A 15,297-nucleotide genomic window follows, 5' to 3' on the forward strand; every position below is an offset into this window, starting at 1 on the left:
CAACGTGATCGCACGCCGGGCCAGGATCGCCGTCTGCTTCTCCTTCGCCCTGCTCGGCATCGTCTCAGGGGTGTGGGCCGCCCGCATCCCGACCGTCAAGCAGTCGCTGCACCTCAGTGACGGACAGCTCAGCCTGGCCCTGCTCGCCGTCGCCGTCGGCCTGGTCGTCGGGATGCAGTTCGCGGGACGGCTGACCGACCGCCTCGGCAGCGCCAGGGTCGTCGCCCCCGCGGGGGCGGCCTGCGCCCTGGCGATGATCCCCGCCGGCTCCGCCCCCGGCCTCGCCGTCCTCGTCGGCACCCTGTTCGTGTGGGGCCTGCTCAACGCCTCGCTCGACGTGTCCATGAACACCCACGCGGTCGAGGTCGAGCGCGCCTACGGCCGGCCGCTGATGTCCTCCTTCCACGGCATGTACAGCGCGGGCGGGCTGCTCGGCGCCGCGGCCGGCGCGCTGTCGGCGTGGCTGGGGCTGTCCCCCGGCCTCACCTTCACCGCGGTCACCGTCCCCCTGGCGGCTCTCGCGGTCCTGGTGAGGTCCTGGCTGCTGCCGTCCGCGCCCGGCCGCCAAGACCGGCGCAGGGTCGGGCGGGCGGGGTTCGGGTGGCACGGCCGGGTGGTGTTCATGGGCGCGATGGCCTTCGCCGGGCTGCTCGGCGAAGGATCGGCGGGCGACTGGAGCGCCGTCTACCTGCACGAGGAGCTCGGCGCGGCGACCGCTCTCGCGGCCATCGCGTTCGCGGCCTTCTCCACCGCCATGACGCTGGGCCGCTTCGCCGGCGACCGGCTCGCGCTGTGGTGCGGCCCCGTCGCGCTGGTGCGCTGGTCGGGCCTGCTGGCCGCGTCGGGGCTCGGCCTCGCGCTGCTGGTGGCCGAGCCGGTCGCGGCCATCGCCGGGTTCGCCCTGTTCGGCCTGGGTCTGGCCACCATGGTGCCGCAGGTGTTCTCCGCGGCCGGCAACCACGACCCCGCGCGGGCCGGGGCGGCGATCGCCCAGGTCGCGACGCTCGGCTACGCCGGCCTCATGCTCGGACCGGTGATCATCGGCGGCGTCGCCGAGCTGGCCGGGCTGCCGCTCGCGCTGGCGATACCGGTCGCCTGCTGCCTGTTCATGTCGGCTTCGGCGGTGTCGCTCCGGCCCCGGCCCTTTACAAAGTAGATTCGAGCCCGGGCGGCTACGCCCCTCCGCCGAGCAGGCCCCGCCCGCCGTGCTTCTTGTGGACGGCCTGCTTGGTCACGCCGACCGCCTCGGCGATCACCGACCAGGCCAGCCCCTTGTTGCGGGCCCTGCGCACCTGGACCGCCTCCATGCGCTCGATCTCGCGGCGCAGCGCCGCGGTGGCCCGCAGCGCCAGGAGCGGATCGTCGTCCTCCGTCTGCCGCACCAGGGTGGCCAGGTCGTCCGTCATACCGACCACGCTATCTGGCCTCGGCCACCAGCCGCACGCCCAGCGCGATCAGGACCACGCCGGAGGCCTGCTCCAGGCGGCGCCGTACGGCGGGCCGCCCCAGCACCACCCTGGCCTTGGCCACCGCCCAGATGACGGCTCCGTACCAGAGGGTGTCGACCAGCACCCACACCACGGCGAGCGTGACCAGCGTCAGCGGCACGTCCTGCCCCTCCGGCACGAACTGCGGCAGGAACGACATCGCGAACACCGCCGCCTTCGGGTTGGCCAGGCACGTGCCGAACCCCGCCAGATAGGACCTGCGCCACCCGTCGACGGCCTTGACCCCGGTGACCTCCCCGGCGAGGTCACCGGGAAGGTCACCCGGGTGCTTGCGGCGCAGCGACTGCACGCCCATCCAGATCAGGACCGCCGCGCCGGCCAGGCGCATGACGTCGTAGGCCAGCTCGGAGGCCAGCACGAGCGCCGACAGGCCGAAGGCGGCTGCCAGCGCCCACAGCAGGATGCCCGTCTCGTTGCCGAGCGTGGCCGCCAGCCCCGAGCCCCTGCCCGACCTGATCGTCTGGCGCAGGATGACCGCGGTGCTCACCCCCGGCACCATCGCCACGAGGACGCACGCTCCGATGAAAGCGATCAGATACATGTCCCGATCCTGACGTCGCCGCTCCGGGACGGCAACGCCTTTACCGGCCGAGCACCCCGGCGATCTCCTCCAGCACGACCGGGTCCTCGATCGTCGAGGGCACCGGGTAGTCGTCGCCCGCGGCGATGGCCCGCATGGTGCCGCGCAGGATCTTGCCCGACCGCGTCTTGGGCAGCCGGGCCACGACCACCGCCCTGCGGAAGGCGGCCACCGGGCCGATCCGCTGTCTGATGAGGGCGACCAGCTCGGCCTCCACCTCGTGCTCGGGCCGGTTCACCCCCGCCTTGAGCACCACCAGACCGAGCGGCAGCTGACCCTTCAGCTCGTCGGCGACGCCGATCACCGCGCACTCGGCCACGTCGGGGTGCGCGGAGATGACCTCTTCCATCGCCCCCGTCGACAGCCGGTGGCCGGCCACGTTGATGACGTCGTCGGTGCGGCCCATGACGAACAGGTAGCCGTCGTCGTCGATGTAGCCGCCGTCGCCGGTCAGGTAGTAGCCGGGGAAGCGCGACAGGTAGGCGGCGTGGAAGCGCTCGTCGTCGCGGTAGAGGGTGGGCAGGCAGCCCGGCGGCAGCGGCAGCTTGATCACCACGGCGCCTTCGACGCCCGGCGGGCACTCGCGTCCGGCGGGGTCGAGGATGCGCACGTCGAAGCCGGGAACGGGCTTGGTGGGCGAGCCCGGCTTGATCGGCAGGGTCTCGATGCCGACGCAGTTGGCGGCCACCGGCCAGCCGGTCTCGGTCTGCCACCAGTGATCGATCACCGGCACCTCCAGCAGGCCGGTGGCCCAGTGGTAGGTGTCGGGGTCCAGCCGCTCGCCGGCGAGGAACAGATGGCGCAGGTTGTGCTTGCGCAGGTAGGACCCTTCCGGGTCCTCCTTCTTGATGGCGCGGATCGCGGTGGGCGCGGTGAACAGCGTGCGCACGTCGTGCTCGGCGACCACGCGCCAGAACGCCCCCGGGTCGGGGGTGCCGACCGGCTTGCCCTCGTACAGCACGCTGGTGCATCCGGCCAGCAGCGGCCCGTAGACGATGTAGGAGTGGCCGACCACCCAGCCGACGTCGGAGGCGGCCCAGAAGACCTCGCCGGGGGCCGCCCCGTAGATGTGCGACATGCTCCAGTGCAGCGCGACGGCGTGGCCGCCGTTGTCGCGCAGCACCCCCTTGGGCGCGCCGGTGGTGCCGGAGGTGTAGAGGACGTAGAGCGGGTCGGTCGCCGCGACGCTCACGCAACCGGCAGGCTCGCTGTCGAAACCGGCCCAGTCGTGCCAGCCTCGGCCCAGCTCGGCGGGATGCTCGGGCCGCTGCAGGACGACGACGGCGTCGGGCCGGTGGGCGGCCTGCTCCAGCGCCGCCTCCAGCAGCGGCGCGTACGGCACGACCCTGCTGACCTCGATCCCGCACGAGGCGCTGAGCACGACCTTGGGCCTGGCGTGGTCGATGCGGACGGCCAGCTCGGCCGCGGCGAACCCGCCGAACACCACCGAGTGGACGGCGCCGAGCCTGGCGCAGGCCAGCATCGCGACGGCCGCCTCCGGCACCATCGGCATGTAGACGACGACCGTGTCGCCCTTGCCCACCCCCAGCTCGCGCAGCATGCCCGCGGCCTTGGCCACCTCGTCGCGCAACCCGGCGTAGGTGTAGGTGCGTTTGACCCCGGTGACGGGACTGTCGTAGATGAGCGCGGCCTGCTCGCCCCGGCCGGCGGCCACGTGCCGGTCGAGGGCGTTGAAGCAGGTGTTGAGCCGCCCGTCGGGGAACCAGCGCCCGTCGGCGAAGACGGTGCGCGGTTCGACGTCCCAGGTGATCGCGCGGGCGGCGGCGCCCCAGTCGAGCTCGCTCACCCATCGATCAGATCAGGGCGGGGCGGGCAGGCGCAACCCTCCGGGGCCGGTCGGCGGGACGGGGCCGTATCCCGGGCGACACCAGCCGAGACCGGGCGATAGGGTGCACGATCAAGATTTTCCGTGCCCGGCGAGGAGGTGCCCCTTGGACGACGACACCGCTGCGGGCCGCGGGCCGGGGGAGCTGGGCGGAGACGACCTGATCCTGTCGGTGATCGTCGGGTCGCGGGCCTACGGGCTCCACACCACGGCCTCCGACACCGACAGAAGGGGCGTTTTCGTGGCGCCCACCGAGGCGTTCTGGCGGCTGGACAAGCCGCCCACCCACCGTGACGGGCCGCTGGCCGAGCAGTTCTCGTGGGAGGTGGAGCGGTTCTGCGCGCTGGCGCTGGAGGCCAACCCCACGGTGCTGGAGACGCTGTGGTCGCCGCTGGCCGAGGTGGTCACCCCGATGGGCCGGCGGCTGCTGGACCTGCGCGGGGCGTTCCTGTCGCGCCGGGCCCACGCCACGTTCGCGCGGTACGCCGACGCGCAGTTCCGCCGGCTCGACCCGGCCGCCCCCAGGTGGAAGCAGGCCATGCACATGATCAGGCTGCTGTTGAGCGGCATCCACCTGGTCGAGCGTGGCGAGCCGCTGGTCGACATGAGCGCCCACCGCCGGCGGCTGCTCGACGTGCGTGAGGGCCGGCTGTCGTGGGAGGAGCTGTCGGAGTGGCGCGCCGCGCTGATGTCCGCCTTCGAGCGGGCGGCGCCGCACAGCGTGCTGCCCGCCGCGGCCGACCGCGCGACGGTCGAGGAGTTCCTGGTCGAGGTGCGGAGGGCCGGCCTGTGATGCTTCCTTCCTGGCTGGCCGAGGTGGCCGGCGAGCAGCCGTACCCGCTGGCGTTCGCGACGGTCAGCGGCGCCCACCTGTACGGGTTCCCCTCGGCCGACTCCGACGTCGACCTGCGCGGCGTGCACGTGCTGCCGGTCGAGCAGGTCGTCGGGCTGCGGGTCGGCCGGGAGACCATCGACAGGTCGTGGACCCGTTCGGGGGTCGAGGTCGACCTGGTCACGCACGACCTGGTGAAGTTCTGCGGGCTGCTGCTGCGGCGCAACGGGTACGTGCTGGAGCAGCTGCTGTCCCCGCTGGTGGTGCTCTCCTCGCCGGTGCACGAGGAGTTGGTCGCGCTCGCCCCGGCGTGCGTGACCCGCAACCACGCCCACCACTACCTGGGGTTCGCGCGCACCCAGTGGCGGCTGTTCGGCAGGACCGGCGAGCTCAAGCCGCTGCTGTACACCTTCAGGGTCCTGGCCACCGGCATCCACCTGATGCGGACCGGAACCCTGGAGACGGACCTGACCAGGCTGCTGGAGTACGGCCCCGCCTACCTGCCCGAGCTGGTGGCGGCCAAGCGGGAGGCCGAGCACGGGCCCGCGCCGGCGCTGACGTCGGCCGCCGACGACGTGGCGCGGATGACGGCGCGCCTGGAGCGTGAGCGTGAGGCCTCGCGCCTGCCCGAGGCGGCCACGGCGGGCGAGGCCCTGCACGACCTGGTGGTGCGGGCGCGGCTCGCCGACCTGTCGCCGCGAGCCTGACGCTCCTGGCCGGTCCCTAGTTGACGCAGTCCTGGTCGGTGAGCACCAGGCCCATCTCGTAGATCTTGTCGTCGGACAGCAGGAAGTAGTAGGAGGCCTTCGGGTTGCCGGGGACCTTGACGACGGGGAAGCCGCTGGCGGCCCGCTTCAGCTTGGGGTAGGCCGCCTTCAGCTGCTTGCCGGTCGAGCCGAGGCCGATGCCCTGGGGCGTCGTGACCCCTTCGGGCGCGAAGATCACGGCCACGCCCAGCTTCTTGGAGATGTAGAGCCCGACCCGGTCCTGGCCGGACGGGTGCGCCTTCAGGTCCCAGCCCGAGCAACTGCCACCCCGCGTCTTGGGCACGATCGCCCCCGTGGCCCTGGCCTCCTTGGCGCTCATCCCCAGCCGGACGCCGCCGAAGCCGGACGGGCCCAGCTTCTCCCCCGCGCGCAGGGCCGGCTCGGCGGTGGCGGCAGGCGCCGCCGCCAGCAGCACCCCGCCGGCGAGCGCGGCGACCAGCAGCGAGCGGCCCAGCCTCGTGGCAACCGTGTGCGTCATGGTGATCCTCCGTCGTCATGAGTCCTTTTCCCGGTTTGATGACCACATCGCGCATCTGGTTCACGCGGGCGCCGATGTGATCGGGTGAGTACGGGCTACTCATGCCATGCCGGCGGGAGCCTGCGACAGTGTGCGGGTGACTGATCTCGATCACCGCGCCGCCCAGGCGCTCGCCGTGAGCCTCGCCAAGGTCTACGACGCCGTGTCCACCAGGATCGTCGAGGACAACGCCGCCTCCCCGCTGGTCGCCAGGGTGACCGGGCATCTGGGCTGCTCGCTGTCGGAGGCGGTCGTGGTGGAGGCGAAGTACCGCCTGTGGGAGCACGCCGGGCTGCAGGCCGGCACGGACCGCTATCTGGCCGCCCGTTCCCCCGGCGCCGAGTGGTTCGGCGTGATGGGCGGCGAACGCCGTTGGGAGAGCGTCATCAACATGCTGCTCTACGCCCTGCGCGACGGCAGCCGCCTGCTCGGCAGGCCCGACTACGGCAGCGCCCCGGTCGGGCCCGCCGAGAGCATGGAGGTGGTCCAGCTCGGCATGGTGGCCAGCCGGGCGCCGGACGGCACGCCCGTGGTGCTGGTGGTCACCAGCGTCGACGACTACCAGGGGCACTCGATGCTGACCGTCCTGTCCTCCTCCAGGACCGCCGCCTCGGCCACGCGCGACGAGATCGAACGGCTCAAGCGCCGGCACGACCCGTTCAGGTGCCAGGTGATGAGCTTCGGCTTCAGCGAGCACAAGGAGAACGAGCTGCTCACCTTCCTGCCCAGGCCGGAGCTGGCGGCCGAGGAGGTGGTGCTGCCGGAGGGGCGCCTCGCCGCGGTCGAGGACCACGTCGTCGGCATCGCGGCGGTGAAGGAGCAGCTGATCGAGGCCGGGCAGCACCTGCGCAGGGGCCTGCTCCTGTACGGCCCGCCCGGCACCGGCAAGACCCACACCGTGCGCTACCTGGTGGGCAGGCTGCGCGAGCACACCGCGATCCTGATGTCGGGCCCCGGGATGCGCCACCTCGATTACGCGGTCGCGCTGGCCCGCAAGCTGCAGCCGTCCGTCGTGGTGATCGAGGACGTCGACCTGATCGCCGAGGACCGCAGCCACTTCGAGACCTCGCCGCTGCTGTTCTCGCTGCTGGATGCGATGGACGGCATCACCGGCGACGCCGACGTGTCGTTCGTGCTGACCACCAACAGGGTCGAGACGCTGGAGAAGGCGCTGGTGCAGCGGCCCGGCCGGGTGGATCTGGCGGTGGAGGTGCCACCGCCGTCCGGGGCCGACAGGGAGCGGCTGATCCGCCTGTACGCCAGGAACCGGCCAGTCGAGGCGGACGTCGCCAAGGTGGTCGCGGCGACCGAGGGCGTGACGGCGGCCTTCGTCAAGGAGTTGCTGCGCCGGGTGATCCTGCTGGCGATCAGGTCGGGCGAGCACGCGCTGACCGACACGCACTTCGACGCCGCCTTCGCGGCGATGTCGGGCGACGAGCAGGCGCTGACCCGCTCCCTGCTCGGCGCGGGCGGCGACGGGCGGCAGGCCAGGACCGCCTCGCGGTTCTGCTGACCGCCCACGTCAGGACCGCCTCGCGGTTCTGCTGACCGCCCACGTCAGGACAGCCCCGACCACACCGTCAGCGGGAAGGGGTTGTCCGGCAGCAGGATGAGCCTGCGGCTGTCGCCGCGCTCGGCCGCGTCCAGGTGCAGCAGCGCCGCGCCGATGCCGGCCGCGCCCACCATGTAGCCGGTGTCGGCGGTGATCTCGGCGGGCCGCAGCCTGCGGTATGCCTGCCACCACCGGCCTTCGCGCGCCGCGCCGACCAGGTGCTCGCCCAGGGTCAGGGCGAAGGCCCGGTACGCCTGCTCGCCGGTGGCCGCCCACAGCCCGACGAACAGTTCCAGCAGCCCGGCCGCGCCGCAGCACTGGCACATGACCTCCCAGAACCCGGGAGTGCGCCGGTACGGCACGCCGCTGGTGAGGATGCCGTGGGCCAGGCGCTCCACCCAGTCGTTGTCGCCCAGTTCGTGGAACATCCTGGCCACGCCCGCCGAGCCGGAGCAGAAGCCGAGGTAGTGCAGGTGGCGGCCTTGCGGGAGGTGGTGGGGCACCAGCGCGCACGAGCCGTTGACCTCGCTGATCGCCTTGACGAAGCCGGCGCCTCTGGCGGCCGCGTCGTGGAAGCGCCGGTCGCCGGTCACCGCGTGGAGGCGGGCCAGGAGGAAGGCGGTGCCGGCCGTACCGGACAGGAAGCCGGGGGTGACGGCGTCGACGGGCAGGTCGGCGGGCGGCTCGGCGCCGAAGCGGTGGCCCGGCACGGGCAGGTCGGCGGCGCGCAGGCCCGCCTCGACGGCGACGCGCTCGTAGGCGGGCTCGCCGAGCAGGGCGGAGGCGTGCAGCAGGGTGAGGATGATGCCGCCGTCGCCGCGCTGGCACGGATCGCCCGTCCAGGCGGGGCCGGCGGCGGCCAGCCGGTCGGCGGCGCGCGCGGCGGCGACGGTGAAGGCGTCGTCGATGGCCCAGCCCGCCTCGGCCAGCGCGAACACCACGCCGGCCAGGCCGTCGTGGAAGGTGGGGTCGCGCTGCTCGGGCCAGACGGCGGCCAGGTAGCGGGCGCCCTCGGCGGCGTCCTCCAGGTAGGAGTCGTCGCCGGTGGCGGCGGCCAGCTCGAGGAAGAACAGCACGATGCCGGCCGCGCCCGAGTAGAGCGAGGCGGGCCGGTGCGGGAGCGCGGCGCGTTCGCCTGCGTGCCAGTGGCGGCCCCGGGCGTCGTCGACGGCGCACGCGCGGATCCACTGCGCGGCCGCGACGGCGGCCTGCACAGGGGCCTCGATCGGGCTCATGACCATCAGTCTCCCACCGCACCCAATAACCCGCAAACCCAATAGGTTTAATGTGGTTTAGTACAGTGTGGGCGATGACGAACGATGACATGTGCACCGCCTGCCTGGGCTCGGCGCAGGAGGAGATCGTGCCCGGCGTGACCCGCGCGTGCCGGGCGTGCGCGGGGACCGGGCGCCGCCGCGAGCAGCTGATCTGGCAGCTGGCCCATCTCGAGGCCGAGCAGCTCATCACGCTGCCCGTCGTCCGCGACCTCGTACGGCAGGCGCGCGGCCCCTTCCACCTGTCGCAGGTCGCCGACACCGTCAGGGCGATGCTCGACCTGCCCGCCGGACGCCTGCCCGTGGGTCCGCGGGTGCGCGACCTGCTCCTGGAGCTGGAGGCCGCGGGCGAGATCGTGATGGTGTCGGCCCCCGACGAGCTCCTCGACGGCACCGAGGTGGTGCTGCATCGCGACCCGGCCTGGGAAAGGGCCCGCACGCTGGGCGTCTAACGCCGTTCATGCACGGCAGACGAGCTCGCCGTGCAGGATCGAGATCCAGCCGTCGGCCGAGTCCGCCCATGCGCGCCAGCCGTCCGAGATCCGCCGCAGGTCGGCCTCGGTGGCCGCGCCCGACGCCAGCGCCTGGCGCGCCATGTCGGAGCGCAGGATTCGCTCCGCCCACATCCCGCCCCACCAGCGCCGGTCCTCCTCGGTGGAGAAGCACCAGGTGGAGGAGGTGGCGGTGATGTCGGTGAAACCGGCCGCGCGGGCCCACGACAGCAGCCGCCGCCCGGCGTCGGGTTCGCCGCCGTTGGCCCTGGCGACCCGCTGGTAGAGCTCCATCCAGGAATCCAGCTCCGGCAGTCTCGGATACCAGGCGAAGGCGGCGTAGTCGCTGTCGCGGACCGCGACGTATCCACCCGGCTTGGTGACGCGCCGCATCTCGCGCAGGGCCTGGACCGGGTCGCCGACATGCTGCAGCACCTGGTGGGCGTGGACGACGCAGAAGGTGTCGTCGGGATGGTCGAGCGCGTGCACGTCGGCGACGGCGAAGTCGACGTTGGTCAGGCCGCGCGCCGTCACCTCCGCCCTGGCCAGCTCCAGCGCCTCGGTGGAGACCTCCGAGACGGTCAGGTGGCCGACCAGGGCGGCCAGGTCCGCGCTGATGGTGCCGGGCCCGGCGCCGACGTCGAGGACCTTCATGTGCGGCTTCAGATGCGGCAGCAGGTAGGCGGCCGAGTTCTCTGCGGTGCGCCAGCGGTGGGAGCGCAGCACCGACTCATGGTGACCGTGGGTGTAGACGGCGTTCATGGTGTCGCACACTATCGGTATTCCCATATTCCGAGAACATATGTCTCATATCACGAGACAGTGTCGGGAGAAGCCTCATGGACCAGGGAATAGCGCAGCACAATGCCACGTTGCGTCCTGTTGCCGTCGATCTCAGGAGTTGCGCCTTGTTACTGTCCGTGGTCGCCCAGCAGGAGCTCGCCACCCGCGCCGTCTACGCCGCGGGCCGCTCGGCGCCGCCGCCGCGCACCCTGCTCGACATCCTCGACACCACGACGGCGGCCCACCCCGACGCGCCCGCGCTCGACGACGGGGAGGTCTCGGTGACCTACCGCGAGCTCGGCGCGCGCGTGGCGCGGCTGGCCGGCGAGCTGGCCGAGGCGGGGGTACGGCGCGGCGACAGGGTGGGCGTGCGGGTGCCGTCGGGCACGATCGACCTCTACGTCACGATCCTGGCCGTCCTGACCGCGGGCGCGGCCTACGTGCCGGTGGACGCCGACGATCCCGACGAGCGGGCCGAGCTGGTCTTCTCCGAGGCGGACGTGCGCGCGGTCGTCACCGACAAGGTCACCGTGTTCGGCGAGCCCGCCTCAGGAGCGCGGGGCGGCAGGCCGGCGATCGACGACGACGCGTGGATCATCTTCACCTCGGGCTCGACAGGCAAACCCAAGGGTGTGGCGGTCACCCATCGCAACGCCGCCGCGTTCGTCGACGCCGAAGCCGGCCTGTTCCTCGCCGACCGCCCGCTCGGTCCGGGCGACCGCGTGCTGGCCGGTCTGTCGGTGGCCTTCGACGCCTCCTGCGAGGAGATGTGGCTGGCCTGGCGGCACGGCGCGTGCCTGGTCGCCGCCCCGAGATCGCTGGTGCGCACCGGCATGGACCTCGGCCCGTGGCTGGTCGCCCACGGCATCACCGTCGTCTCGACGGTGCCGACGCTGGCGGCCCTGTGGCCGGCCGAGACGCTCGACGAGGTCCGCCTGCTCATCTTCGGCGGCGAGGCCTGCCCTCCCGAACTGGCGGCACGGCTGGCCGTGCCCGGCAGGCAGGTCTGGAACACCTACGGCCCCACCGAGGCCACGGTCGTGGCGAGCGCCGCGCTGATGACCGGCGAGGGCCCGGTCAGGATCGGGCTGCCGCTGGACGGCTGGGACCTGGCGGTCGTCGACGAGCGGGGCGAGCCCGTCCCGATGGGCGGCACCGGCGAACTGATCATCGGCGGGGTCGGCCTGGCCCGCTACCTGGACCCCGTCAAGGACGCCGAGAAGTACGCGCCGCTGCCCAGCCTGGGCTGGGAGCGCGCCTACCGCAGCGGCGACCTCGTGCGTGCCGAACCCGAGGGGCTGGTCTTCGCCGGTCGCGCCGACGAGCAGGTCAAGCTGGGCGGGCGGCGCATCGAACTCGGCGAGGTGGACGCGGCCCTTCAGGCGTTGCCGGGCGTGGCGGGCGCGGCCGCGGCCGTGCGCGGCCAGCTCCTGGTCGGCTACCTCGTCGTGGCGGACGGCTTCGACCCGGCCGAGGCCAGGGACCTGCTGCAAGACCGGCTGCCCGCAGCGCTCGTACCCAGGCTGGCGATCGTCGACGACCTGCCGACCCGGACCTCCGGCAAGATCGACCGTGACGCGCTGCCGTGGCCGCTGCCCCGGCGGCAGGCGCAGCGCGGCTGGGCGGCCGAGCAGTGGGCGGCCGTGCTGGGCGTGGCGCCCGAGGGTCCCGAGAGCGACTTCTTCACCGAGGGCGGCGGCAGCCTGGCCGCGGCCCGGCTGGTGTCGGCGCTGCGCGTCCGCCATCCCGAGGTGACCGTCGCCGACCTCTACGAGCACTCGACGTTCGGCGCGCTCGTGGCGTTGCTGGGCGACGAGGAGCCGCAGGAGGCCCAGGGCCCGGCGCGCGAGATCGCACCGATGCCGGTGCGCGCCTCGCTGGCGCAGGCGGCGCTCATGGTGCCGCTGATGACCGTGACGGGCTTGCGCTTCCTGGTCGTGGTGGCGGCGCTGGCCAACCTGCTGTGGGCGCCGGTGCTGTCGTGGTGGTGGGTCGCGGCGGGCGCGCTGGTGCTGCTGTCGCCGCCGGGCCGGCTCGTGCTGTCGGCGGCCGTCGCCCGGCTGGTGCTGCGCGGCCTCACGCCGGGGCGCCATCCGCGTGGCGGGGCCGTCCACGTCAGGTTGTGGTTCGCCGAGCAGTTCGCGGCCAGGCTGGGGCTGCCCGACCTGGGCAGCGCGCCGCTGATGTCGTGGTACGCCAGGCTGCTGGGCGCGCAGGTCGGCGCGGACGCCGACCTGCACTCGGCGCCGCCGGTCACCGGCATGCTCAGGATCGGCAGGGGCGCCTCCGTCGAGCCCGAGGTCGACCTGAGCGGGGTGTGGTACGACGGCGACCAGGTGCGCGTGGGCGAGATCAGGATCGGCGCCGGCGCGTCGGTGGGCTCCCGCTCGACGCTGCTGCCAGGCACCAAGATCGGCAAGCACGCGCAGGTCGCGCCCGGCTCGGCCGTCAGGGGCGCGGTCCCCGCAGGCACGCGGTGGGCGGGCGTGCCCGCCACCAGGCAGGGCAAGGCCCGCAAAGTCGAGGAGCGGCCGCCCAGGTCGCGATTCTGGGTGGGCGTGTACGCGCTGACGGCCGTGGCGCTGAGCCTGCTGCCCGCACTCGGGGTCGGCGCCGGGCTGGCGGTGCTGACGGCCGCCGGCACGATGTGGGCGCTACCCGTGGCGACGGTCGCGGGGATGGCGGCTTACGCGCTGGTGACGCTGGTGGGTGTGCGGCTGCTGGCGATCTGCCTGCACCCGGGCCGGTACCCCGTGCACAGCCGTCCCGCCTGGCAGGCGTGGGCGACCGGCAGGCTGATGGCCGCCGCCAGGGTGTGGCTGTTCCCGCTGTATGCCAGCATCCTGACCCCGGGATGGCTGCGCGCCCTCGGCATGAGGGTGGGCCGCGACGCCGAGCTGTCCACGGTGCTCGCGCTGCCGTCCATGACCTCGGTCGGCGACGGTGCGTTCCTGGCCGACGACACCATGGTCGCCCCCTACGAGTTGGACGGCGGGTGGATGCGCATCGCCGAGGCCCGCATCGGCAAGCGCGCCTTCCTCGGCAACTCCGGCATGACCGCGGCGGGCCGCAAGGTGCCCAAGGACGGCCTGGTCGGCGTGCTGTCGGCGACGCCGAAGAAGGCCAAGTCGGGCTCGTCCTACCTGGGCATGCCGCCGGTGAAGCTGCGCCGTACCAGCCAGGAGGGCGACCGCAGCCGCACCTACGACCCGCCCGCGCGGCTCAAGGCCGCCCGCGCGCTGGTCGAGCTGTGCCGCCTGCTGCCCGCCACCTGCACGACCGCGCTGGCCGCGCTGAGCGCGGGCGCCCTGCTGTGGATCGCCTCGCGGTACGGCATGGCCGCCGCGGCCCTGCTGAGCGGCGTGGTGCTCCTGGTGGCGGGCGTCGTGGCCGCCTCGGTGGCGAGCCTGGCCAAGTGGGCGCTGCTGGGCCGGATCACCGCCGGCGACCGGCCGCTGTGGAGCTCGTTCGTGTGGCGCAACGAGCTGGCGGACAACTTCGTCGAGGTGCTGGCCGCGCCGTGGTTCGCCGACCCGTGGCTGGGCACCGCGCCGTTGAACGTGTGGTTGCGCTCGCTCGGGGCGCGCATCGGCCGCGGCGTCTCCTGCCACACCTACTGGCTGCCCGAAGCCGACCTGGTGAGCCTCGGCGACGGCGCGTGCGTCAACCGCGGCTGCGTGCTGCAGACGCACCTGTTCCACGATCGCGTCATGAGCATCGACACCGTCGAGCTGGGCGCGGGCGCTACACTCGGCCCTCACGGGGTCGTGCTGCCCGCCGCCACGATCGGCGCGCACGCCACGGTCGGCCCCGCCTCACTGGTGATGCGGGGAGAGAACGTGCCCGAGGGGACGCGCTGGTTCGGCAACCCCATCTCGCCATGGCGGTGACCCCCTACTTCCCCGGGCACGGCGATCCGCGCTTCGGCGTCACGCACTACGACCTCGACCTGCGCTACCGCGTCTCGACGAACTGGCTGGCCGGCCTGGCCACGCTGTCGGTCGAGGCCGCGGAGCCGGTCACCGAACTGGCGCTCGATCTGGGCCCGTTCACGGTGAACGCGGTCAAGGTCGACGGCGTCCGCGTCCGCCACGCCCACCGGGCGGGCAAGCTGAGAGTGCCGCTCGGCCGGGTGCGCCAGGGCGGGACGGCGTTCGGCGTCGAGGTCTCCTACGCGGGCAAGCCACGGCCGGTCTCCAGCCCGTTCGGCGGCGTGGGCTGGGAGGAGCTGACCGACGGCGCGCTGGTGGCCAGCCAGCCGATCGGCGCGCCGTCGTGGTTCCCGTGCAACGACAGGCCCGGCGACAAGGCCACCTACACCATGACGGTGACGACGGCCTCGCCGTACCAGGTGCTGACCAACGGCGCGCTGGTGCTCAAGCGGCGCTCGGGCGGCGACACGACCTGGGTCTTCTCCCGCACCGACCCGATGGCCACGTATCTGGCCAGCGTGCAGATCGGCCGCTACCAGCTCGGTGACGGGCTGGCCTGCCCCGCCAGGCTCGCCGCCCGCGCCAGGTACGACTTCGGCCGTCAGGGCGAGATGCTGGCACTGTTCAGCGACAGGTTCGGCCCCTACCCGTTCGACGGCTACACCGCGGTCGTCGCCGACGACGACCTGGAGATCCCGATCGAGGCGCAGGGCATGTCGATCTTCGGCCGTAACCATGTCGACGGCAGGCGCGGCTTCGAGCGGCTGGTGGCGCACGAGCTGGCTCACCAGTGGTTCGGCAACAGCCTGACGATCGGGAGCTGGAGCGACATCTGGCTGCACGAGGGCTTCGCCGCCTACGCCGAGTGGCTGTGGTCGGAGGCTTCGGGCGGCGAGCCCGCCTCCGCGCACGCCAGGCGCTGGCACCAGCACCTGGCCGTCATGCCGCAGGACTTCACGCTCGCCGATCCAGGCCCGCGCCGCCTGTTCGACGACCGTGTCTACAAGCGGGGGGCGCTCACGGTGCACCGGCTGCGCGAGGAGATGGGCGATCCGGCGTTCTTCGGGATGGTGCGCGCGTGGACCTCCGAGCACCGTCACGGCACCGTCACGACCGAGGAGTTCGTGGCCCACGCGCAGCGCCACACCTCCCGCTCGCTCGAGCCGGTGTTCTCCGGCTGGCTGTACGGCAGGACGCTCCCCCGTTTCCGCTGAG

13 protein-coding genes are annotated in these 15,297 nt (G+C 73.2%); 7 read left to right on the forward strand and 6 right to left on the reverse strand.

The genetic code is table 11. The features are described from left to right. Positions 1 to 4: 4 nt before the first annotated feature. Complete coding sequence (locus tag ACWEVS_RS08290; protein ID WP_452550571.1) at positions 5 to 1,156, forward strand: MFS transporter; 1,152 nt, start codon at positions 5 to 7, stop codon at positions 1,154 to 1,156. Between the two features lie 16 nt (positions 1,157 to 1,172). Here ACWEVS_RS08290 and ACWEVS_RS08295 read toward each other — a convergent pair whose 3' ends face one another. Genes ACWEVS_RS08295 through ACWEVS_RS08305 form a run of 3 tightly spaced genes read right to left on the reverse strand, consistent with a single transcriptional unit; the run spans position 1,173 to position 3,895 of the window. Further along, complete coding sequence (locus ACWEVS_RS08295; RefSeq protein WP_354921242.1) at positions 1,173 to 1,406, reverse strand: hypothetical protein; 234 nt, start codon at positions 1,404 to 1,406, stop codon at positions 1,173 to 1,175. Between the two features lie 10 nt (positions 1,407 to 1,416). Beyond that, the gene (locus ACWEVS_RS08300; RefSeq protein ID WP_452550573.1) at positions 1,417 to 2,049 is read right to left on the reverse strand and encodes a LysE family translocator; all 633 of its coding nucleotides are present in this window, start codon (positions 2,047 to 2,049) and stop codon (positions 1,417 to 1,419) included. A gap of 40 nt (positions 2,050 to 2,089) precedes the next feature. Continuing rightward, on the reverse strand, positions 2,090 to 3,895 hold the full coding sequence (locus tag ACWEVS_RS08305) for an AMP-binding protein (protein WP_452550574.1): 1,806 nt from the start codon (positions 3,893 to 3,895) through the stop codon (positions 2,090 to 2,092). A gap of 145 nt (positions 3,896 to 4,040) precedes the next feature. Between ACWEVS_RS08305 and ACWEVS_RS08310 the strand changes: the two genes are divergently transcribed. Together ACWEVS_RS08310 and ACWEVS_RS08315 are read left to right on the forward strand one after the other, a co-directional pair. Continuing rightward, a complete protein-coding gene (locus ACWEVS_RS08310; protein WP_452550576.1) occupies positions 4,041 to 4,727 on the forward strand; it encodes a nucleotidyltransferase domain-containing protein in 687 nt (228 codons plus the stop codon). Beyond that, positions 4,727 to 5,473: a nucleotidyltransferase domain-containing protein gene (locus ACWEVS_RS08315; protein ID WP_452550790.1), complete on the forward strand. Its 747-nt coding sequence runs from the start codon at positions 4,727 to 4,729 to the stop codon at positions 5,471 to 5,473. The genes ACWEVS_RS08310 and ACWEVS_RS08315 overlap by 1 nt, the downstream gene beginning before the upstream one ends. A 16-nt stretch (positions 5,474 to 5,489) precedes the next feature. Here the strand turns inward: ACWEVS_RS08315 and ACWEVS_RS08320 are convergent, their stop codons facing one another. After that, positions 5,490 to 6,011 (reverse strand): hypothetical protein, encoded by a 522-nt coding sequence (locus ACWEVS_RS08320; RefSeq protein ID WP_449922399.1) that lies wholly within the window; start codon positions 6,009 to 6,011, stop codon positions 5,490 to 5,492. Between the two features lie 136 nt (positions 6,012 to 6,147). On the opposite strand from ACWEVS_RS08320, the gene ACWEVS_RS08325 reads away from it, so the two are divergent. Further along, on the forward strand, positions 6,148 to 7,563 hold the full coding sequence (locus tag ACWEVS_RS08325) for an AAA family ATPase (protein ID WP_452550578.1): 1,416 nt from the start codon (positions 6,148 to 6,150) through the stop codon (positions 7,561 to 7,563). Between the two features lie 44 nt (positions 7,564 to 7,607). Here ACWEVS_RS08325 and ACWEVS_RS08330 read toward each other — a convergent pair whose 3' ends face one another. Next, positions 7,608 to 8,837, reverse strand: a complete 1,230-nt coding sequence (locus tag ACWEVS_RS08330) for a lanthionine synthetase LanC family protein (RefSeq protein WP_452550579.1) — start codon at positions 8,835 to 8,837, stop codon at positions 7,608 to 7,610. 74 nt (positions 8,838 to 8,911) lie between these two features. On the opposite strand from ACWEVS_RS08330, the gene ACWEVS_RS08335 reads away from it, so the two are divergent. Beyond that, positions 8,912 to 9,328, forward strand: coding sequence for a hypothetical protein (locus tag ACWEVS_RS08335; protein ID WP_449922405.1), 417 nt, complete (start codon positions 8,912 to 8,914; stop codon positions 9,326 to 9,328). A 6-nt stretch (positions 9,329 to 9,334) separates the two neighbouring features. Here ACWEVS_RS08335 and ACWEVS_RS08340 read toward each other — a convergent pair whose 3' ends face one another. Further along, positions 9,335 to 10,156 (reverse strand): class I SAM-dependent methyltransferase, encoded by an 822-nt coding sequence (locus tag ACWEVS_RS08340; RefSeq protein WP_449922407.1) that lies wholly within the window; start codon positions 10,154 to 10,156, stop codon positions 9,335 to 9,337. 119 nt (positions 10,157 to 10,275) lie between these two features. Between ACWEVS_RS08340 and ACWEVS_RS08345 the strand changes: the two genes are divergently transcribed. After that, the gene (locus ACWEVS_RS08345) at positions 10,276 to 14,040 is read left to right on the forward strand and encodes a Pls/PosA family non-ribosomal peptide synthetase (protein WP_452550581.1); all 3,765 of its coding nucleotides are present in this window, start codon (positions 10,276 to 10,278) and stop codon (positions 14,038 to 14,040) included. Further along, on the forward strand, positions 14,031 to 15,296 hold the full coding sequence (locus ACWEVS_RS08350; RefSeq protein WP_452550583.1) for a M1 family metallopeptidase: 1,266 nt from the start codon (positions 14,031 to 14,033) through the stop codon (positions 15,294 to 15,296). Before ACWEVS_RS08345 ends, ACWEVS_RS08350 begins: the two co-directional genes overlap by 10 nt. Position 15,297: the final 1 nt, after the last annotated feature.

Source organism: Nonomuraea sp. NPDC003754 (genome assembly GCF_053605785.1).

Excerpts from the sequence above, each read along its gene's own strand:
- ACWEVS_RS08295 (WP_354921242.1), bottom strand. The coding sequence starts at position 1,406 with ATGACGGACGACCTGGCCACCCTGGTGCGGCAGACGGAGGACGACGAT.
- ACWEVS_RS08300 (WP_452550573.1), bottom strand. The coding sequence starts at position 2,049 with ATGTATCTGATCGCTTTCATCGGAGCGTGCGTCCTCGTGGCGATGGTG.
- ACWEVS_RS08315 (WP_452550790.1), top strand. The coding sequence starts at position 4,727 with ATGCTTCCTTCCTGGCTGGCCGAGGTGGCCGGCGAGCAGCCGTACCCG.
- ACWEVS_RS08320 (WP_449922399.1), bottom strand. The coding sequence starts at position 6,011 with ATGACGCACACGGTTGCCACGAGGCTGGGCCGCTCGCTGCTGGTCGCC.
- ACWEVS_RS08330 (WP_452550579.1), bottom strand. The coding sequence starts at position 8,837 with ATGAGCCCGATCGAGGCCCCTGTGCAGGCCGCCGTCGCGGCCGCGCAG.
- ACWEVS_RS08335 (WP_449922405.1), top strand. The coding sequence starts at position 8,912 with ATGACGAACGATGACATGTGCACCGCCTGCCTGGGCTCGGCGCAGGAG.
- ACWEVS_RS08340 (WP_449922407.1), bottom strand. The coding sequence starts at position 10,156 with ATGGGAATACCGATAGTGTGCGACACCATGAACGCCGTCTACACCCAC.
- ACWEVS_RS08350 (WP_452550583.1), top strand. The coding sequence starts at position 14,031 with ATGGCGGTGACCCCCTACTTCCCCGGGCACGGCGATCCGCGCTTCGGC.